Origin of the sequence: Falsiphaeobacter marinintestinus (assembly GCF_007923355.1) — a bacterium.
GTDB lineage: Bacteria > Pseudomonadota > Alphaproteobacteria > Rhodobacterales > Rhodobacteraceae > Phaeobacter_A > Phaeobacter_A marinintestinus.
On record NZ_VOGO01000002.1, the window covers coordinates 282,754 to 300,411 of the forward strand.

General features: G+C 58.0%; 21 protein-coding genes, 1 tRNA gene and 3 pseudogenes. 14 read left to right on the forward strand and 11 right to left on the reverse strand.

What is annotated here, in order from left to right; genetic code table 11:
- Positions 1-42 precede the first annotated feature (42 nt).
- Positions 43-606, reverse strand: coding sequence for a TadE/TadG family type IV pilus assembly protein (locus FOY56_RS05670; RefSeq protein ID WP_246139422.1), 564 nt, complete (start codon positions 604-606; stop codon positions 43-45).
- A 414-nt stretch (positions 607-1,020) separates the two neighbouring features.
- On the opposite strand from FOY56_RS05670, the gene FOY56_RS05675 reads away from it, so the two are divergent.
- From FOY56_RS05675 to FOY56_RS05685, 3 genes and pseudogenes are all read left to right on the forward strand, one after another.
- Positions 1,021-1,998, forward strand: a complete 978-nt coding sequence (locus tag FOY56_RS05675; RefSeq protein ID WP_146344849.1) for an oxidoreductase — start codon at positions 1,021-1,023, stop codon at positions 1,996-1,998.
- Between the two features lie 568 nt (positions 1,999-2,566).
- Positions 2,567-2,872: a ParB N-terminal domain-containing protein gene (locus FOY56_RS05680; protein ID WP_146344850.1), complete on the forward strand. Its 306-nt coding sequence runs from the start codon at positions 2,567-2,569 to the stop codon at positions 2,870-2,872.
- Between the two features lie 147 nt (positions 2,873-3,019).
- Positions 3,020-3,350, forward strand: a pseudogene (locus FOY56_RS05685) (hypothetical protein); the annotation flags it as partial.
- Here FOY56_RS05685 and FOY56_RS05690 read toward each other — a convergent pair.
- Positions 3,332-3,881, reverse strand: a pseudogene (locus FOY56_RS05690) (transposase); the annotation flags it as partial. The pseudogenes FOY56_RS05685 and FOY56_RS05690 overlap by 19 nt on opposite strands.
- A gap of 301 nt (positions 3,882-4,182) precedes the next feature.
- Here FOY56_RS05690 and FOY56_RS24120 point away from each other — a divergent pair.
- The 3 genes and pseudogenes from FOY56_RS24120 to FOY56_RS23905 all read left to right on the forward strand — a co-directional run bounded on the left by FOY56_RS24120 (position 4,183) and on the right by FOY56_RS23905 (position 6,193).
- Positions 4,183-4,512, forward strand: coding sequence for a DUF2924 domain-containing protein (locus FOY56_RS24120; protein WP_146344851.1), 330 nt, complete (start codon positions 4,183-4,185; stop codon positions 4,510-4,512).
- A pseudogene (locus tag FOY56_RS23900) lies at positions 4,509-4,925 on the forward strand (recombinase family protein); the annotation flags it as partial. The gene FOY56_RS24120 and the pseudogene FOY56_RS23900, both read left to right, overlap by 4 nt.
- Before the next feature lie 56 nt (positions 4,926-4,981).
- Complete coding sequence (locus FOY56_RS23905) at positions 4,982-6,193, forward strand: recombinase family protein (RefSeq protein WP_246139423.1); 1,212 nt, start codon at positions 4,982-4,984, stop codon at positions 6,191-6,193.
- Positions 6,194-6,379: 186 nt separating this feature from the next.
- Here FOY56_RS23905 and FOY56_RS23500 read toward each other — a convergent pair.
- Positions 6,380-6,463: transfer RNA gene (locus FOY56_RS23500), tRNA-Tyr, on the reverse strand.
- 119 nt (positions 6,464-6,582) lie between these two features.
- On the opposite strand from FOY56_RS23500, the gene rlmB reads away from it, so the two are divergent.
- The 6 genes from rlmB (at position 6,583) to FOY56_RS23505 (ending at position 10,731) form a co-directional block, all read left to right on the forward strand.
- Positions 6,583-7,371, forward strand: a complete 789-nt coding sequence (rlmB, locus tag FOY56_RS05705) for a 23S rRNA (guanosine(2251)-2'-O)-methyltransferase RlmB (protein ID WP_146344852.1) — start codon at positions 6,583-6,585, stop codon at positions 7,369-7,371.
- Positions 7,372-7,561: 190 nt separating this feature from the next.
- Positions 7,562-8,002 (forward strand): YHS domain-containing (seleno)protein, encoded by a 441-nt coding sequence (locus FOY56_RS05710; RefSeq protein WP_146344853.1) that lies wholly within the window; start codon positions 7,562-7,564, stop codon positions 8,000-8,002.
- A gap of 200 nt (positions 8,003-8,202) precedes the next feature.
- Positions 8,203-8,673: a CoA-binding protein gene (locus tag FOY56_RS05715; protein ID WP_146344854.1), complete on the forward strand. Its 471-nt coding sequence runs from the start codon at positions 8,203-8,205 to the stop codon at positions 8,671-8,673.
- A gap of 426 nt (positions 8,674-9,099) precedes the next feature.
- The gene (locus tag FOY56_RS05720; RefSeq protein ID WP_146344855.1) at positions 9,100-9,675 is read left to right on the forward strand and encodes a hypothetical protein; all 576 of its coding nucleotides are present in this window, start codon (positions 9,100-9,102) and stop codon (positions 9,673-9,675) included.
- Between the two features lie 189 nt (positions 9,676-9,864).
- The gene (locus FOY56_RS05725) at positions 9,865-10,353 is read left to right on the forward strand and encodes a DUF3124 domain-containing protein (RefSeq protein WP_222434964.1); all 489 of its coding nucleotides are present in this window, start codon (positions 9,865-9,867) and stop codon (positions 10,351-10,353) included.
- A 207-nt stretch (positions 10,354-10,560) separates the two neighbouring features.
- On the forward strand, positions 10,561-10,731 hold the full coding sequence (locus FOY56_RS23505) for a hypothetical protein (RefSeq protein WP_186766249.1): 171 nt from the start codon (positions 10,561-10,563) through the stop codon (positions 10,729-10,731).
- A gap of 130 nt (positions 10,732-10,861) precedes the next feature.
- Here the strand turns inward: FOY56_RS23505 and FOY56_RS05730 are convergent, their stop codons facing one another.
- From FOY56_RS05730 to hisF, 6 genes are all read right to left on the reverse strand, one after another.
- On the reverse strand, positions 10,862-11,275 hold the full coding sequence (locus FOY56_RS05730) for a thioredoxin family protein (RefSeq protein WP_146344857.1): 414 nt from the start codon (positions 11,273-11,275) through the stop codon (positions 10,862-10,864).
- Positions 11,276-11,294: 19 nt separating this feature from the next.
- Positions 11,295-12,008, reverse strand: coding sequence for a cytochrome c biogenesis CcdA family protein (locus FOY56_RS05735; RefSeq protein ID WP_146344858.1), 714 nt, complete (start codon positions 12,006-12,008; stop codon positions 11,295-11,297).
- A gap of 77 nt (positions 12,009-12,085) precedes the next feature.
- Entirely contained in the window at positions 12,086-13,528 is a 1,443-nt protein-coding gene (locus FOY56_RS05740; protein WP_146344859.1) for an MbnB/TglH/ChrH family RiPP precursor modification enzyme, read from the reverse strand.
- A 1-nt stretch (position 13,529) separates the two neighbouring features.
- A complete protein-coding gene (locus tag FOY56_RS05745) occupies positions 13,530-13,958 on the reverse strand; it encodes a hypothetical protein (RefSeq protein ID WP_146344860.1) in 429 nt (142 codons plus the stop codon).
- A 176-nt stretch (positions 13,959-14,134) separates the two neighbouring features.
- Positions 14,135-14,443, reverse strand: a complete 309-nt coding sequence (locus FOY56_RS05750; RefSeq protein ID WP_146344861.1) for a phosphoribosyl-ATP diphosphatase — start codon at positions 14,441-14,443, stop codon at positions 14,135-14,137.
- On the reverse strand, positions 14,440-15,201 hold the full coding sequence (hisF, locus tag FOY56_RS05755; RefSeq protein WP_146344862.1) for an imidazole glycerol phosphate synthase subunit HisF: 762 nt from the start codon (positions 15,199-15,201) through the stop codon (positions 14,440-14,442). Before hisF ends, FOY56_RS05750 begins: the two co-directional genes overlap by 4 nt.
- 120 nt (positions 15,202-15,321) lie before the next feature.
- Here hisF and FOY56_RS05760 point away from each other — a divergent pair, with 120 nt between their 5' ends.
- Complete coding sequence (locus FOY56_RS05760; RefSeq protein ID WP_146344863.1) at positions 15,322-15,768, forward strand: DUF302 domain-containing protein; 447 nt, start codon at positions 15,322-15,324, stop codon at positions 15,766-15,768.
- On the opposite strand, the gene FOY56_RS05765 is transcribed toward FOY56_RS05760, so the two are convergent.
- Positions 15,765-16,247, reverse strand: coding sequence for a DUF2867 domain-containing protein (locus tag FOY56_RS05765; RefSeq protein WP_146344864.1), 483 nt, complete (start codon positions 16,245-16,247; stop codon positions 15,765-15,767). The two genes, FOY56_RS05760 and FOY56_RS05765, sit on opposite strands and share 4 nt — an antisense overlap.
- A 72-nt stretch (positions 16,248-16,319) precedes the next feature.
- Positions 16,320-17,042, reverse strand: coding sequence for a 1-(5-phosphoribosyl)-5-[(5-phosphoribosylamino)methylideneamino]imidazole-4-carboxamide isomerase (gene hisA / locus FOY56_RS05770; protein ID WP_146344865.1), 723 nt, complete (start codon positions 17,040-17,042; stop codon positions 16,320-16,322).
- A gap of 133 nt (positions 17,043-17,175) precedes the next feature.
- Between hisA and FOY56_RS05775 the strand changes: the two genes are divergently transcribed.
- Positions 17,176-17,574 carry a DUF2147 domain-containing protein gene (locus FOY56_RS05775; protein ID WP_146344866.1) on the forward strand — a complete coding sequence of 133 codons (399 nt, stop codon included), beginning with the start codon at positions 17,176-17,178 and terminating at the stop codon, positions 17,572-17,574.
- Positions 17,575-17,658 lie beyond the last annotated feature (84 nt).

Consider the following 17,658-nt stretch of genomic DNA (forward strand, 5'->3'; position numbering starts at 1 on the left):
GTTCGGGGCGCAGCCGCGTTGCTCCCCATTGGTAATCCGGGATCAGGACTCCCAGATCACCTGCGGCGCAAACCGGGGGCGGGTATAGACAAAGTTGCTAAGCTTCTTGTTCTCCATTCCGACATTATACAGCGGAACAAAGGTGTTGCCGGTCTCGACCAGAATCAGACGGTCCTGATCCGACATGATGGGCAGCTTTGCTTCGATCTTGTCGACGTTGTCATCCGTCCAGGTGTCTTCCATGTTGCGCGCCTCGGACCACGACACATAGTACCTGTCGTCTTCCTCGTCCCACCGCAGCACGCTGATGCGAAGTTCGGTCTGTGACGTGGCGCGGGTCATCAGCTCAAGCAAATTGTGCATGCTGTCGATGTATTCGTCATTAATCGCGTTGGTTTCGCGCGAGATCAGATCACTGATCGTGAACGCCGCTTTCAGATTGGTTGCGCTCTGCCGGTACCCGTCGAAATAGACATAGCTGGCCATGAAGGCCCAGAACAGAAAGGGCATTACCATAACGAATTCAATGGTGACGCCGCCAGAGTTGTCCTTGGCGAAGACCTTCAGAAATCGGGTTAGACGATGGCCAATCATGTCGTTGCTCACATCTTCTCTGGTCGCTGTCGGCGCGGACCAACAGCGGGATTAACATTTAAAATCCGGGTTGCATTGCGGGGCAGGGACGGTGTCTGGCCTCACGATGCGGGACAAATCCTATATGGGACGTGTTTTGCGAAATTTGTCGAAAATTCGCTAAATCGGGCAAAACTAAGGTAAATTGGACCCTTTATGGGAAACACTGTCATAGCTGCAGTCTCGACCGTTTCCAGTCCAGAGATAACAGACAAGAATCGTGCCACAGTTTTGCCGTATAGCTGTGCCGACCCTCGGACCGATACACGGTCCTTTATTCGTTTGCGGTTCTGTGGTCTGATCACGATGGCCATGTCGGAACCACGACACAGCGACGGTCGACTCTGAAGAGACATTTGAATCCAAATAGATGAACAGGAGAGGCCGATGTCAGTCGCCGATCAAGTCCCAATTCAGTCTGGTTTTCACGCCAAATCAACTGGCGCTGAGGTTCTTTCAGGCATCGATCTGTCCGGGAAAACCGCGATTGTCACTGGGGGGTATAGCGGCCTTGGTCTGGAAACTGTGCGGGGCCTTGCAAGCCGGGGCGCAACCGTTGTTGTGCCGGTGCGGTCACCCGACAAAGCGCGCGAGACACTGGCCAGTATAGCAGGGGACGTGCAAACAGCGCCAATGGATTTGGCCGATCTGTCGACTGTGAGGCAGTTCGCGGCCTCGATCCTCGAATCCGTTTCACAATTGGATTTGCTGATCAACAATGCGGGGATCATGGCCTGCCCCGAGGCGCGGGTTGGCCCAGAGTGGGAATCGCAGTTCGGCGTCAATCACATGGGCCATTTTGCTTTGTGCCAAGGCTTGCTTCCGCTTCTGAAGGCGACGGCTGGAACACGCGTGGTCGCGTTGTCGTCGACGGGTCACAAGTTATCTGACATCCAGTGGGACGACATTCAGTTTGAGAGAACCGATTACGATAAGTGGAAAGCTTATGGCCAGTCCAAGACGGCCGACGCGCTTTTTGCCAATGGCCTGTCCAGACGCCTGCGTGACAGCGGCGGGCTTGCGTTTTCGGTGCATCCCGGCGGGATCTTTACGCCGCTTCAGAGGCATCTGCCCAAGGAAGAAATGATCGCGCTGGGATGGCTTGGTGACGATGGCGAGCCCTCTGAGCTTGCCAAGCAAGGGTTCAAGACCCCGGAACAAGGCGCGTCGACAACGCTATGGGCCGCAACATCGCCTCAGCTTGACGGCAAACCCGGCGTGTATTGTGAGAACTGCGATATCGCGGCGGCCACAGACCCCGACAGCCCGTTTGCACGCTATATGGGGGTCGATCCCCATGCATGCAGTGACGACTCTGCAGATCGACTGTGGTCGGTCAGTGAAAAATTGTTGGCGGAGGCCTGAGATTCAGGTGGCGAATTGGCAAGCATCAATGCCCAACCCAATGTAGCGCTTGGCACCGCAACAGCGGTGGAAAGCAAGTGGAAGGTCTTGGTTTTGAAGTGGTGGTGGAGCCAGTCTCCAGCGAACCGGTCTCAGGCTGACTTTCCCTGCATTACAGGGAAAGAACAGGTCAATCGGCCGAGTATTATGTCAAAATGGGATTTTCAGAAGCCGTTCCACTCAACAAAATAGGGCCCAAACGCGCCAATTTCCCTAAACCCAGGAACAGGGAATACCAGTCGAATTTCTGCGAATTTCCAGCGCCCGATCAGGGATTGCGTATCAAACGTGTATTCGATCGCGCGCAGCTGTGGCGCTGTCTGGAAGCCGTTTTGAGTTCACAGCAATTTCCCATGCCAAGAAATCTATAGTGCATTGAAAACACGTATCTTATCTGCGCACCCGAGTGCGGAGGTTTAAAGTGTTTAACAGTGCAATGTCTGATAACCCGGCAACCTTGCATCTCTTGTTGTTCCGCCGGGTTTTATGCGCATCATAAGAGGCCAGTTTAATCTGAAAGGAACTGGCGATGATCCAGCCAAAACAACTAGAACGCGCCCGGAGATGCCGGATCAGGGCTGTAAAGAACGCGAAGACACGTCATCCGGAAATGACGATGATGGCGCCGTCTGAGCTTGTACCATACGATGACAATGCACGTGAACACTCTCCGGGACAGATCGCTCAGATCAAAAGTTCGCTCGAAGCTTTTTGGTTCATGAACCCGATCTTGGTGGGGGCGTGCAATGAAGTGATCGTTGGCCATGGCAAGCTCATTGCGGCAACAGAGTTGGGCTTGCGTCATGTCCCCGTCATTCAAACGACGCACCTTTGAGAAACGGAAATTTGAGCCTAGCGACTGGCGGACAACAAACTTGCCGAAAACTCAACCTGGAACACTGAACTTCTACAGGTGGAAATCGCATTGGTCTTCCGCCACTGAAGTGGTCCTCCGCTATGTTTGGGAAGACGGAGGAGATACATGGCCAACAAGCGACCGAAACCGGAAGAGATTGTCACGAAGTTACGGCAGGTTGAGATCCTGACGGGGCAAGGCATGGCGCGTCTGGATGCGATCCGGCAGATTGGCGTGACTGAACAAACGTTCTGCCGCTGGAAGATCGAAGCGTCGCAGCGCCATTGGTCCGAGCGCGATGCTGAGGGTACGGTGGAATGGGCACGGACCAATTGAAGGAGCTGAAGCGTCTTCAGAAAGAGAACGAGCGGCTTCGCAAAGCTGTTTCAGATCTGACGCTGGACAAGCTGATCTTGGCCGAAGCCGCAAAGGGAAACTTTTTAGCCCCGCTCGTCGTCCATTGCCCGGCAGGCGACTGCACAGCAATCTGCCGAGAGGGGGCCAGCCTGCCTCTCTGAGTAAAGCTGCGACCCGACGATAGCCGTAGCGGCCAAACTGTCTGGCCAGCTCGATCATGTCGGCAACCAAGCGATCCTCATCTGCACGGCCTTTCGGGATATGCCTTTGTGTGGAGCGATGCTGCCCAAGAACCCGACAGGCCCTGCGTTCTGACACCTTGAACTGGCTTCGGACGTGATCGATACAAGCGCGACGACGAACGGGGCTTAGAAGTTTCCCCGAGCAGCTTCCTTCAGGATCACTTTATCCAATGTCAGATCGGAGACAGCTCTCCTCAGTTGCTCGTTTTCTTTCTGCAGCCGCTTCAGTTCCTTCAATTGATCTAACCCATTCCACCATATTGCTTGCGCCAGCGGTAATAGGTCTGTTCAACAACGCCGATCTGGCGGATCGCATCGAGGCGGGACATTCCTTGACCCATCAGAACTTCAACCTGCCGTAACTTCGAGGCAATCTCTTCGGGCTTCAGTCCGCTTCGCTACATCTTGTTTGCCATTCTCGGCCCTCCGTTTCCTAAACATAGCGGTGGACCAGTTCAGTGGGGGAGGCTCAAGCGATCTCGCGGTTGCGGACGTCCGGCGTGACAATTGAACTTGATCGGTGCGGTAAAGTTGCTCGCTATCGAGCCATGTCCGCAGACGTGGATAAATGAGCATGGCCATGGAACAACTGGATCTCAGACATCTGCAAGAGGCCGATGCGGCCACGCTTCGACGGCTTTGGACTAAATCCAGAGGGTTGCACCACCGAAGACTTTCACGGCCCGCTTGATGCGCCTGGTGCTGGCATGGGACGCGCAAGCCGCCAGTGAGGGCTGTGAGACGACAGAGGTCCGGCGAGACTGGAACCGGATTGTGAAGGGAAGAGACGGAGGCGGACCCTTCCAACAGGCCGGAATCGCGCCACACTCAACGGCCGGTGTCGGCACTCGTCTGCTAAAGGAATGGGGCGGTGCTACCCATGAGGTGATAGTCATTGAGTGTGCCGCCACCTGGAATGGCGAGAGCTATTCCTCCCTATCAGCTGTAGCACGAGCGATGACGGGCACAAACCGGAACGGTCCGAAGTTCTTCGGTTTGCGGGAGGGCGTCACACCTTGATCCGCCAGCGTTGTGCCATTTACACCCGCAAGTCGACCGAGGAGGGGCTTGAGCAGAGCTTCAACACGCTTGATGCGCGACGGGAAGCTTGTGCGGCCTATATTCTTAGTCAGAAACACGAAGGCTGGGCAGAACTTACTGAGCTGTACGATGACGGCGGGTTCTCTGGTGGATCCATGGAACGGCCAGGGCTTAAGGCGCTGCTGGACGATGTGCAGGCCGGGCGCGTTGATGTCATTGTTGTCTACAAAGTCGACCGGTTGACGCGGTCGCTGGTGGACTTCGCGAAGATGGTCGATGTGTTCGATGAGGCAGGGGTGTGATTTGTGTCGGTCACACAGGCGTTCAATACCACTTCGTCGATGGGGCGCCTGACTCTGAATGTGCTGCTGTCTTTCGCGCAGTTCGAGCGCGGGGTGACGGCCGAACGCATCCGCGAAAAGGTCGCCGCCTCCAAACGAAAAGGCATGTGGATGGGAGTGCCATTCCCTTTGGCTACGACGTGGAAAACAAAGCGCTGGTCGTGCACGCTGGAGAAGCCGCCGCGATCCGGACAATCTTCGCTGAGTATCTCGCGTTTGGGTCAGTGCGCCAATTGTCCGCGCAGCTCGACGCGTTGGGTGTTGTCAGCAAACGGCGGACCAATCGGCATGGGCGTGTCAGTGGAGGCGCATCCTTCTCGCGTGGCGCACTCTACAACATTCTGCGCAATCCGATCTACATCGGCAAGGTGCGCCACAAAGAGGAGCTGTACGAGGGGCTACACGACGCGATCATAGACGATGCAACTTGGCAGATGGCTCAAGCACAATTGGCGGATCATGGCGGCAAGAAGATCAGATCGGTTCGGCGACTTGCCAAGCGTCTTCTGGATGGCGTTCTGTTTGATTCAAAGGGCCGGGCGATGCGTACGACCTACGCCAACAAGTCAGTGCGCAGGGACGGGACACCCCGTACGAAGCGATATTGGTACTGCGCAACGAGGGTGCCCGGTTCAAAAGATGGAACCTGGGTCGAGCGATTATCGGCGGATGAGATCGAACGCGTTGTTCTGAACGGGCTCAAAAAGCGGTTGGCCAACACGTCCTGGTTGGCAGATCAGATCAGAGCGCACAAGAGAAACGCAACTAAGGTCGCCGACATCCTACAGGCAATTGAAAGGCGTTCGGTTGATGCGGATAAATCTGGCGATGACGCACTGGTCCCAATCTTCGCCATTATCATTGATCGTATTGATGCGAAGGCGGACCGATTGCGCATCTCGGTAAATCTCGCTGGGATGTTGGAGCCGGATGCAGCCGACAATCCAACATTGGCAGCCTTCGAAATCCCTTTCCAAAGGCGTCAGAACGGTCGCACCAAGCCGATCATCATCACGGCAGAAAATGCTCCGCAACAAGATCCGGGTCTGATCGCACTGGTTGCGGATGCAAGACGATGGGTGAACGAACTCCTTTTGGGGAAAGCCTCGTCCGTCCAACAGATTACTGAACGAGAAGGTCTGCGCAGCGGTACTGTCAGCCGCATCCTTCCGCTCGCCAGGCTGGCCCCGGACATATCCAGGGCCATCCTCGAAGGCCGTCAACCGCCGCAACTTAGCTCGAAAACCCTGCGCAGCCTTCCTGAGCTTCCACTGGATTGGGTGAAGCAGCGTCAGATCCTTGGATTTGCACATCATTGAGATCGCTGAGAGCGGCCCAAGACCTCATACGCAGTTACGCTGCTGAGACTTTACTCGAACCAGCCCCGAAATGGCTAAGTTCAGAGACCAATTGAGAGGTCTTTAGCGCTCTGTATTCCCGTAACCAGCGGAAACATCGACACTATTCAATTCGTGTGTACTGTCAGTGGTTTTAGGAAGACTGAGTGGTGGGCGACCCTGGAATCGAACCAGGCGTGCGTCTCCGCGAGGGAGTTACAGTCCCCTGCCACACCTTGCGGCCTGTCGCCCACTGACAGGCACTGTTGCGCCTGACGTGGAGGCGTGATTACTAGCGCGCCAAAGGGGCGTCAACAGGAAAAACTGTTGTTTGTGTCCGACAGACAAGATCCGTGCGAAAGGCATCTGCCATGAAGAAACCCAAATGGGTGGTTGAGAAAGAGCAGGCTCGAAAAACGACCGCGTCCGAAACGGTTTGGCTGTTCGGTCTGCACGCGGTGCGGGATGCTCTTTTGAACCCGAATCGTGAAAAACTGCGCCTGTTGGTGACCCGTAATGCACAGGACAAGCTGGCCGACGCGATTGCAGAAGCCGGGATAGAGCCTGAGATGCAGGATACCCGGAAGTTTGCAGCCCCTCTCGATCCGAGCTCGGTCCACCAGGGCGCGGCTCTTGAGGTCAAACCGTTGCATTGGGGCAGTCTGAGCGATGTGTGTATCGGAGCGGAAACCCCTCGGGTGATTCTACTGGACCGGGTGACGGATCCGCATAACGTGGGTGCTATCCTGCGGTCTGCCGAGGTGTTGGGGGCAAGTGCCGTGATCGGAACGCGCCATCATTCGGCGCCCGAAACCGGCGCATTGGCAAAAACCGCCAGCGGCGCGTTGGAACGTCAGCCGTATCTTCGGATGCGCAATCTGGCGGATACCATCGTCGAGTTAAAGAACATGGGGTATCTTGTGCTTGGACTGGACGGTGAGGCCGAGCGGACGGTTGAGGCCGCATTGGAGGGGCGAAAGGACCAACCTGTGGCTTTGGTCTTAGGGGCAGAGGGGCCGGGGTTGCGGCAGAAAACGCGTGAAACTGTTGATGAACTGGTTAAAATCGACAGTGCGGGCGCTTTTGGATCTCTTAACGTTTCGAATGCGGCTGCGATCTCGCTCTATGCATCTTTGCCGCGCTCGGTCGGTCCCGATTGACGGGGCTGACGGTCGGCGAGGGTTGTATTTGGGAGTACAGGTCGCCCCGTTAACGGGACGCAAAGGTTCCTGTCGTAGGATTTGGGCTATCGATCCGAAGTTTCGATCACATCCGCGTCAGAGGACTTAACAAAACCCACCAAGACAGGGCATTTTGAACAGGTTAACTTTTGAAAGTCCTGACTCCATCATGCGCCTTCTGTTTGCCACTGCCATTTTGATGTTCGCTGTGTTGGGGCCCGTGCGGGCCGATACGCCGATATTTCACGCCCGCGACGGCGCTGCCATTGGCGGATATGACACCGTGGCCTATTTCACGACCGGCGCGGCCGTACCGGGCACGCCTGAGATCGTTGTCATGTGGAAGGGTGTGGTCTGGCAGTTTGCGTCGCAAAGCCACCGCGATGCGTTTGAGGCCAACCCACGGGCCTATGCGCCGCAGTATGGCGGCTATTGTGCCTTTGCGGTGTCGCAGGGGTACACAGTTGGAACCGATCCCGAAATCTGGCGGATCATTGATGGCAAGCTGTACCTGATCCACAACGCTTCGGTGCTGTCGCGCTGGTTGACGGATCTGGATGGAAACCTGGTGATGAGCGAGACGAACTGGCCGTCTGTTCTGTTCGACTGAAGAGTGCGAGCGATTTCCCGCCGGTTTTTCACAAACGCGCGATCAGCCCCTTTAATGACATGAAAACGTGCCTAAATCTTATGGTGACCGCGGCCCGGAACTGCCGTGGGTCATTTCACTGTCCCTCGTTCCATACCTGCGCTCAGGGCTTCGTGTCCTGAGCGCTTTTTTCTTTCAGGGACAGCGGTTAGGGTGCCGGCATGACCAATTATTCCGACGACTTCCTGAAACGCATTCTAACCCGGACACGCACGGTGGCCGTGGTCGGAGTGTCACCGAATCCAGTGCGCCCCAGCTATTACGTCGCGCGGTATCTGACGCTGAAAGGGTACACGGTTTTTCCAGTGAATCCCGGGCATGCGGGCAAAGAGCTGTTCGGGCGCAAGGTTGTGGCATCCTTGTCTGATATCGACGGTCCGGTGGACATGGTCGATATTTTTCGACGCTCCGAGGCTGTGCCGCCGATTGTCGATGAGGCGTTAGATCTGTTTCCTGACCTTGGCACGATCTGGATGCAAATCGGGGTCGAACATCCGGACGCTGCGGCCAAGGCCGAAGCGCGTGGGGTGGATGTGGTGATGAACCGCTGTCCGAAGATCGAATACCAGCGCCTGTTTGGCGAACTTCGGATGGGCGGATTTGCCACCGGGGTTATCTCATCCAAGCTGTGATTCCCCGTATCGCAACAAGGGGGCGCCCGTTGCGTTAAGGCAGGGTGAATTTCGGTGCCTGTCCTTGATGGTATGTCCCGGTGCAGTTTTTGGGCCGGGATCATCCGTTCGGATCGGACAGTTTATCCGCCTCTTTGTACGGATGTGGTTGCCTGAAGCAGGTGCCTTTTACCCGCAATGGCTCGTTTGCATGCGATTTCGTACGATTGATCCCTGGCAAGCGGGCGAGGCACCGCGCGTGCCGTTAACATGGGTTACCCAGAGCATGCCATTTCTGCGGGACTTCAGGTCCGATGTCATGTGCTCCGCAACCGCCAGCCGGACGTCGATCCCCACCTGATCCTGATCAAAGTGTCCGGATGATCCTGGCAGCATGAAAGTTGGGAACATGGACGATGGTTAGCGTAGTACGGAGGTCAGAGAATAATGACAGACGCGAGTAATGAGCAAAAAGTCACGATCATCAAAGTGCCCGAAGCCGTCGGCGTTTTTGATACGTTCGAAGCCTTGCAGGCGGCGTTCTACGACCTGCGGAGTGTAGGATTTCATCATTCCGACATCAGCCTTCTGGGGAGCCAGGAGGCGCTTGAAGGCAAGCTTGGCAAGGCCTATTGGCGCGCACCCGATCTGGAAGACGATCCCAGAGCACCCAGAGCGCACTTTGTGTCAGAAGAGGCGATGGGGGAACTTGAGGGGGCCATTGCGGGCGGATTTTTCTTTGTTGGGTCTTATATCGCGATGGCGGCGATGCTGACTCCGGTAAGCACCGTGGCGGCTTCGATTGCTGCGATTGCAATTGGCGGAGGCCCAGCGGCCGTGATCGGCACATTGCTGGCGCGCCGTGCAGACCAAAAGCACAAGGAATATTACGATAACCAGATCCGTCACGGCGGTATCCTGATGTGGGTGCGTACACGTGACAAAGACCACGAGGATCTGGCCGTGAAGATCATGAAGGGCCATTCGGGGCATGACGTGCACGTGCACCCCTGGAGCGAATAGCGCGGGCAATCCGTTACATTGTTGGCTGACGGGCATGAACGGGGATCTGTAGATGCAAGATCCCTGTTTGTGCGAGTATGATCGGGAAGTCGGGATTGGAATCAGGCACTGGCTGCGGCGGTGAATGCCGTGTCGCGCAGTATTTCAGCCGACTTTTGGAAACCTGACCAGGGCAGCAAGGGCAACATGATGAAACATTTCTTACCGGCGGTTCTGCTTGGGCTTGCGGTGACGGGCGTGAGTGTGACCCAAGCGTGGGCAGACAACACGTTGATCAGGTCGGTTGGCGGAACGATTTACGTCCCGGCATTTTCGACTGCGTTTGTCAGCGAAAGCAACAAGCAGCCGCTGGCGACGATCCTTGTGGTTCACAATGTTGATCCAAAGAGCAGCATTTCACTGACGTCTGTCCGTTACTATGGCAGCGACGGGGGGTTGATCCGCACGTTTGAGGATACCCCGATTGATCTGACGACGTTTCAGTCCAGCGATTTTGCCATCGGACTTCGTGAGAACGTCGGCGGCGCGGGCGCGAATTTCATTGTCGAATGGAGTGCTGAGGTGCCGGTTGTCGAACCGGTTGCCAATGCCTTGATGACGGGCGGGACAGGGACACAGGGTTTGTCCTTTCGGACCGATGGCTACGTCATCGATCGGATCACCGAGCCTGCCCAATAAGGGCGCGGCTGTCGCGGAAGAGCCGCCTGGTTAAAGCCGACCCTGTTTGGCGACATATCACTGAGTTTTCGGGAGCGACAGGCTAGCCGGGTTATACTTCTGGATAGATTGCGTAATGCTTCCGCCATTCAATCTATTCGCCCTAGTTGCTGCGAAGGGTCCCGTTATGGGCCACGTTTATCGGAGGAGACAGGACAGGGGGAAACAATGTCGCTGATTGAAATAGCTCGCCGTAATCGCCTGAGAGCACTCGCAACGCTTGCGGAGCGCAAATTCTCTGACGAGCTTTTTGAAAAAGCTGAATATGCGTGGGGCGAAAAGGCCAGTCATCAGCGACAGTGGAACTCGTCGAGCATTGATCTGCGCGGTGTCTCCTGACCTGGCTCTGCCGTGTCAGTCCTTGGGGGGCAAAAAGGCAATCCCCGAGGCAGGCCCTCGGGGATTGTTGGTCGAGCGATCACCGCGTTTGCAGCGATGACATGGGGCTTTGTCGCGTAAGCCGAGAGCCTTAGGCGCCCATCGAGGCTGTGAGGGCGGTGTCGAGCAGGGTTTTGATGTCAGCTTCGGAGGTGCCGGCGACGATGCGGCCCAGTTCTTTGTCGCCTTTCAGTACGATCAGGGTCGAGCGGCGCGGGATCTTGCGCGAGGTGCTGACGGGGGCGTTGCCGTATGCATCCCAGTCGACGCGGACGAACAGGATGTTGGCGTCATATTTCGGGTTCTGATCGCGCAGGGCATTGATGACGCGTTCCTGCTTGGCGCAGGTTGAGCACCAATCGGCGGCGTAATCGACGAATACGGTCTTGCCTTCGGCCAGCGCGGTTTCGATCAGGCCGGGTGTGTAATCGGTGCCAGTTGCCAGGGCGGGCAGGGACAGGGCCGGCAGGGCGGCAAGGCTGGCGAGGACGGTTCTGCGTTTCATGGGAAACTCCTTTTTTGGATCAGATCGCGATGGACAGGTCGTTGAACCAAGTGGGCAGATTGCGCACGGCCCAGGCCTCTAACATGTGGTGGACTTTGAACAGGATGGCGACGCCGACAATCACGAAGGTGGCGCCGAGGATGGGTTTGGAGCGCGCGGCGAGGCCTCTGAGCTGGGTGGCGCGCTGGCGGATCAGATGTTGCCCGCCAAGGCCAAGACCCAGGATCAGGGTTGAGACGCCAGCGGCGAAGAAGCACATGACCAGAAACGACCAGAACAGGTTCTGTCCCTGACTGGCGAGGGCGATGGCGCTGCCCAGAGTTGGACCGATACAGGGGCTCCAGACCGCGCCAAGCAGCAGGCCGCCAAGAAACTGGCCGGACAGGCCGCCTGTGTCAGCGCGGGTGATGGTGCTGTCGGCGTGCGCGGCGACACCGGAAAAGGCCAGTTCGAACCGGGTGGCAAAGGCCGGGACCAGAAGGATCAGACCGAACACGATCATCAGGGTCGCGCCGACTTGTGCGAGCCGTTCCTGCGTGAGGCCGATGGAGTATCCAACGGTCGAGATCAGCATCCCGAACAGAACGAAAGACACGCTCATGCCCAAGGCAAGCGCAAGGGGGCCACGACGATCTGCCTGCAGCGCGGTGCCCAGAACGATGGGCAAGACCGGCAGAACGCAGGGATTGATCAGGGTCAGCAGACCGGCAATGTAGGCAAGTAACAAATCCATAGCCGCTGTGTAGCGCAACCGGCTGATGTCAGGAATAAAGTCCCGTTCACGTCGTTGCGAGGCAACTGTAATCTAAATCAGCTGCTGCCGGAGTGGGATAAAAACTCGGGAACTGAAAAACTGTCTGGCAGAATTTCGAGTTCCCATACCGGCGGGGCCGGGCAGGCGGGCAAGCGACGCTCGGCCAATGCTTCGAAAACCGGCCCCGGATCACCGGGAAACTGAACAAAATGTGCAGCACCGTCCCGGACGATCTGGATCAGGGCCAGGTCGAAGTCCATCAAGGCCAGCGCCAGAGGATCGGTTTCGCCGTCGGACCTCAGCCAGCCGGCAAAGGCGCGGGCTTCGAGCGGGGCGAACATTTGCGGCGCGATGGATCCGAAATACCGTTTGAGCCGACCATCGACAGCATGACGGTCGCGCAACAACAGATACCGCAGCAGTCGTGGGAACACACGGGTGATCATCGAGCCGCGAAAGCTGCGGGCCAGCTTGGCGTACAGCGCAAGCGGGTCCTTGTCGTCAGGGTCCAAGACAAGATCGGGCCGCGCGCGCCAGACGGCCGATACCATCGCCTGTTCCCAGTCTTCGGGCGTCGGAGGCAGGGGGCGGGTCGGTTCGGGCGCGGTTTTCAGGGGAGGGGCATCGGACACCGAATGGCCAGCCTGGGTCCAGAAATCGCGCAGCTGGTCGGTGATCCGATCATAAGAGGCCAGAGACATGTCGGCGAGGAAAGTGTCGTAGATCTCGAAATTCAGCGCGCCGAGATTGGGCAGAGACTGTATGATTTCGCGGCTTAGTCCGGCTATGTCGTCGGTCATTTCGCCGGAATGGGCATCCAGCCAATAGCCGTCCATTTCCATGCCGCCCGCAAGGTGGACTTCCCAGACGCCGTCGAGTGGGATTTGTGACAGGAAGTCGTCAAGATCGACCCGACCATTGCGCATGTTGCAATAGAGGTTGTGGATGTCGAGCAGGATGCCGCAATCGGCCTCTTGCACGACGCGGGCAAGGAACGTCCCGTCGGGCATTTCAAACGGTTTGCGGGCCAGATAGGCGACGCCGGTTTCAATGGCGACCGGTCGGTTCACCCCGTCCTTGAAGCTGCGGATGTTGCGCACGGCGTTTTCCTGCCCGGCCTCGGTCTGGAGCGGGGGCAGCAGGAAACCGGCGGATTCATGCGGCGTTCCGGCGATGCTGAGATGCTCGCTGACCCAGGGCGCGTTCAGCCGTTCGGCAGTCGCACATACAATCTTAAGCTGTGCAGAGTCCGGCGCGCGGGTTCCGGCCAGCGGCATCCCGACAGAGTGCACCAGCTTGTGTCCGGGGAGGTCTGCAAAATAGTCCATCGCCGGAGTGAGTTCAAAGAACGGACCCGCATACGGGCTGTCCGCGATCCACAGGGTTTGTGGTTCAAGTTCAAGCACGTCAATGGCATCTGGCCGCCGCTCGAGAAAGGGTTTGAGCGACGGTGAGAAGATCATTCCGGTGCCCAGCTTTGGCGGGCGGAATGCGGACATGTCAGCCGACGCGCAGAACCGTTTCGCGCAGGTTCAGTTTTGCGTCCAGAACCATGTTGCGCTCCATTCGAAGCCACAGGTCGTGGCCAGAACAGCAGGTATTACAACCGGTTAGTTCGGCAATGCGGTCTATGGCGGAGAATACGTCGTCGATTTTCGCACCCAATTCGGGATGCAGTCCGGCCACGGTTGTCGGGGTGGTTTTGGTCATCTTCACCATGGGGGCAAGTTCGGCCCGGGCTGACAGTTTTTCCGGCAGCATGATGTCGCGCTGAAGTTCGAAATAAAGATCATGTCCCGAACAACAGGCACCGCACCCGAGCTTGTCGAGAATGGACGTGACAGACTTGCGGAATGAGCCGATGTCGGCGGCAACCGAGGCAGGGATGGACACCCGAACAGGGACAGAAGTGCTTTCGTGATCAAGCATGAGGTCGTCTCCTCTAAATGTTTACTTCAATGCGGCAACTATATCACAGGTTGTGCTGAGTCGCCAACGCATGCGCCCCGGCTGCGCGAAAACCTGCGCGCCGTTGGGCGGGGCCAGGCGGCCCTAAGACGGTTGTGGCGGGGGAAGTTGGTGGTCGGGCTGGGCGCAGTCCGGTGTTAGCGCGCGGCTTTTTCGGCGATGCCGCTGGTGCCCTGACGGCGGGCAAGTTCGCTTAGCACGTCATCCAGCGGGACGTCGCGGGCGGCAAGCATGACGAGCAGGTGATAGAGCACATCGGCAGCTTCGGACGTCAGTTTTTCGGTATCGCCCTTGACCGCTTCGATGATGGCTTCGATGGCTTCTTCGCCAAATTTCTCGGCGCATTTTTCAGGGCCCTTGGCCAGCAGCTTGGCGGTCCAGCTGCTGTCGGGATCAGCCGATTTGCGGTCTTCGATTGTGGCGGCAAGGTCGTGCAGGATGGTCATTCAAGCCTCATCGGGATGCCAGCGGCGGCCATATGTTCCTTGGCCTCGCGGATTGTGTAGTCGCCGAAATGGAAGATCGAGGCGGCAAGCACGGCGCTGGCGCCGCCCTTGGTGACGCCTTCGACCAGATGGTCAAGCGTGCCGACACCGCCGCTGGCGATGACGGGGACATTGACGGCGTCCGAGATGGCCTTGGTCAGCGGCAGGTTGAAACCGGCGCGGGTACCGTCGCGATCCATCGAGGTCAGCAGAATTTCTCCGGCGCCTTTTGCGGTCACGGTCTTGGCGAAGTCCACGGCGTCGATGCCGGTGGACTTGCGCCCACCGTGGGTAAAGATCTCCCACTTGCCCGGAGAAACGGTTTTGGCATCGATGGCGCAGACGATGCATTGGCTGCCGAACTGGTCAGCGGCCTGGGCGATGACATCGGGGTTGGCGACGGCCGCGGAGTTGAAGCTGACCTTGTCGGCCCCGGCCAGCAGCAGATCCCGCACGTCTTCCTTTGTGCGCACGCCGCCGCCGACGGTGAGCGGGATATAGCATTGCTCGGCCGTGCGTTGGACCACGTCATACATGGTGCCGCGGTTTTCGTGGGTCGCGTGGATATCGAGAAAACACAGCTCATCCGCGCCGGCGGCGTCATAGGCCTTGGCGGATTCGACCGGATCGCCTGCATCGACAAGATCGACAAAATTCACGCCTTTGACCACGCGGCCATCAGCGACATCAAGGCAGGGGATGATGCGGGTCTTCAGCATGGGAGCTCCGGTACTTTTGGCGTTGTCCTAGCGGCAAACTCGCGCCGATGCCAGAGATGTGATTGGCACAAGGGGGGTCTGTGTGGCGATTTGTCGGAAAACAACCGAGGAGACTTTGATATGAAATCACTTATTCTTGCAGGTGCTGTTGCGCTCAGCGGTGCCCTTCCTGCTTTTGCGGACGATATCATCAGGGTCAAAACCGACAAGTCCGTGGCCGAGGCGCTGGACGCACTGGAAGCCGTGGCAGGCAAGGCCGGGGCGACGGTGTTTGCGCGTGTGGATCATGCCGCCGGGGCAAAGGCGATTGGCGATGAGATCCCCGACAATGAGGTGCTGATCTTTGGCAACCCCAAGCTGGGCACGCCTGCGATGAAGGTCGACCCGCTGGCAGGTCTGTTTCTGCCGTTGAAGGTTCAGGCCTATGAGGATGCAAATGGTCAGGTCTGGCTGGCGTATGAAGACCCTGAAGAAACGCTGGATGAGTTGGACGGTCTTGATGACAATCCGATCATTGGCAAGATGCAGGGCGCGTTAAAGAAACTGACGGAAGCAGCCGCCAATTAAGCGTTGCTTGGGGCGTGGCGCGGGTCGGTCTGGCTGACCCGCGCCAGCGCATTGCGTGCGATCAGGATGTGAAACGGCAGGATCAGCATCAGATACAGCCGACCGCCGATGTTGTTGCGATGCACCCAGGTAGCCAGTGACACCCGGCCATTGCGCGACAGGACGGACACGCGGAAATCAAGGTGACGGTCGTTGAAACCCGCGATGATCTCGTGATCGGTTTCGTGAACGACCGGGAAAATGCCGATCACGTCTTTGTGTTTCGGCCCTTCGGTTTCAAGGCCGAAGGGGCGCACGATCAGGTTGCGAAGGGAAACCAGCCCGCGAGCCCATCTTGGGAACGTGGTTATGATTTCAGCAGCTTGCCGTGCGGGCATATCGGATGTGACAGCAAAGCAGTCCAGGAAATCGCCGTCTTTGACATAGTCCTGCAACGCGCTGTCGCTGGCCAGGTCCTGTCGTTCCACGCCATTGGTCATGTGCGGGCCCCTTTCGGTTGATGGCGCCGACACTAGATCACCGTCGGGATGGTCTGGACATGAGACCGGCTGTCACGCCTTGAGCGTTTTGAGGGCCTGAACCAGATCCAGCGCCCCGTCATAAAGCGCGCGCCCCGAGATCGCGCCGTCCAGCGCCACGCCGCAGTCGCGCAGGGCAATCAGGTCGTCCAGCGAAGACACGCCGCCGCTGGCAATCACCGGGATCGACACGGCGCGGGCCAGCGCTGCTGTGGCCTCGACGTTCGGGCCCTGCATGGCCCCGTCACGGTTGATGTCGGTGTAGATGATCGCCGCCACGCCAGCGTCTTCAAACGATTTTGCCAGATCAGTGGCATCAACATTGGTTTCTTCGGCCCAGCCTTTGGTCGCGACCTTGCCACCGCGGGCATCGATACCGACGGCAACCTTGCCGGGAAATTCATGCGCGGCTTCGCGCACAAGATCGGGGTTTTCGACGGCCACGGTGCCAAGGATCACACGGGCGAGGCCCTTTTCGATCCAGGTGGCGATGGTGTTCATATCGCGGATGCCGCCGCCCAGCTGGGCGGGAACAGGGCAGGCGGCCAGGATCGCCTCGACCGGGGCGGCATTGACGGGTTCGCCGGCAAACGCGCCGTTCAGGTCAACCAGATGCAGCCATTCGCAACCAGCCTCGACAAAGGCGCGGGCTTGGGCTGCGGGGTCGTCGTTGAACACGGTGGCTTTTTCCATTTCGCCGCGCAGCAGGCGCACGGCCTGGCCGTCTTTCAAATCGATGGCAGGATAAAGGATCATGGGGCGCGGCCTTTTGCTGGTTCGGTCGCGGTCTTTTGCATGGGCCGGGCCGGAAATGCAACGCGACCTCAAGTCAACCTTGATCGAGTCGTCAGAGCGCTTCAAGGTGTGTGCAAAATAGGGAGAACAAGTCATGAAACATTATATTATCGGCGCGGCCCTTGGATTGGGCCTTGCGGGCGCGGCGTTGGCCGATCCGGTCGATGGCACATGGAAAACAGCCGAAGGTGAAGATGGCGGATATCTTCACGTGTCAATCGCGGCTTGTGGCAGTGCGATTTGCGGCACCATCGTTTCGGCCTATGATGCGGATGGCGCAGGGTCGCCGGACTATGAACATCTGGGCAAAAAGCTGCTCTGGGATATGAATGCGGAGGGCGGCGGCGCTTATGGCGGCGGCAAGATCTGGGCTCCGGACAGCGGCAAGACCTATAAATCCAAAATGAGCCTCAGCGGCAGTACGCTGGAGGTCAAAGGCTGTGTTGCTGGCGGGATGATCTGCCGGGGACAGAACTGGAAGCGGGTCAACTAGGGGTTCATTCCCAATGCGGGCGCATATTTTTGGGGGCCGTTTCGGGCCGCTCAGGTCAGTTTTCTGGGGGCTGCTGGCCCTCAG

Bases quoted from the DNA above. Each gene is read 5' to 3' on its own strand.
- FOY56_RS05675 (WP_146344849.1), top strand. From the start codon at position 1,021: ATGTCAGTCGCCGATCAAGTCCCAATTCAGTCTGGTTTTCACGCCAAA.
- FOY56_RS05680 (WP_146344850.1), top strand. From the start codon at position 2,567: ATGATCCAGCCAAAACAACTAGAACGCGCCCGGAGATGCCGGATCAGG.
- FOY56_RS24120 (WP_146344851.1), top strand. From the start codon at position 4,183: ATGCGCCTGGTGCTGGCATGGGACGCGCAAGCCGCCAGTGAGGGCTGT.
- rlmB (WP_146344852.1), top strand. From the start codon at position 6,583: ATGAAGAAACCCAAATGGGTGGTTGAGAAAGAGCAGGCTCGAAAAACG.
- FOY56_RS05710 (WP_146344853.1), top strand. From the start codon at position 7,562: ATGCGCCTTCTGTTTGCCACTGCCATTTTGATGTTCGCTGTGTTGGGG.
- FOY56_RS05715 (WP_146344854.1), top strand. From the start codon at position 8,203: ATGACCAATTATTCCGACGACTTCCTGAAACGCATTCTAACCCGGACA.
- FOY56_RS05720 (WP_146344855.1), top strand. From the start codon at position 9,100: ATGACAGACGCGAGTAATGAGCAAAAAGTCACGATCATCAAAGTGCCC.
- FOY56_RS05725 (WP_222434964.1), top strand. From the start codon at position 9,865: ATGAAACATTTCTTACCGGCGGTTCTGCTTGGGCTTGCGGTGACGGGC.
- FOY56_RS23505 (WP_186766249.1), top strand. From the start codon at position 10,561: ATGTCGCTGATTGAAATAGCTCGCCGTAATCGCCTGAGAGCACTCGCA.
- FOY56_RS05730 (WP_146344857.1), bottom strand. From the start codon at position 11,275: ATGAAACGCAGAACCGTCCTCGCCAGCCTTGCCGCCCTGCCGGCCCTG.
- FOY56_RS05735 (WP_146344858.1), bottom strand. From the start codon at position 12,008: ATGGATTTGTTACTTGCCTACATTGCCGGTCTGCTGACCCTGATCAAT.
- FOY56_RS05740 (WP_146344859.1), bottom strand. From the start codon at position 13,528: ATGTCCGCATTCCGCCCGCCAAAGCTGGGCACCGGAATGATCTTCTCA.
- FOY56_RS05745 (WP_146344860.1), bottom strand. From the start codon at position 13,958: ATGCTTGATCACGAAAGCACTTCTGTCCCTGTTCGGGTGTCCATCCCT.
- FOY56_RS05750 (WP_146344861.1), bottom strand. From the start codon at position 14,443: ATGACCATCCTGCACGACCTTGCCGCCACAATCGAAGACCGCAAATCG.
- hisF (WP_146344862.1), bottom strand. From the start codon at position 15,201: ATGCTGAAGACCCGCATCATCCCCTGCCTTGATGTCGCTGATGGCCGC.
- FOY56_RS05760 (WP_146344863.1), top strand. From the start codon at position 15,322: ATGAAATCACTTATTCTTGCAGGTGCTGTTGCGCTCAGCGGTGCCCTT.
- FOY56_RS05765 (WP_146344864.1), bottom strand. From the start codon at position 16,247: ATGACCAATGGCGTGGAACGACAGGACCTGGCCAGCGACAGCGCGTTG.
- hisA (WP_146344865.1), bottom strand. From the start codon at position 17,042: ATGATCCTTTATCCTGCCATCGATTTGAAAGACGGCCAGGCCGTGCGC.
- FOY56_RS05775 (WP_146344866.1), top strand. From the start codon at position 17,176: ATGAAACATTATATTATCGGCGCGGCCCTTGGATTGGGCCTTGCGGGC.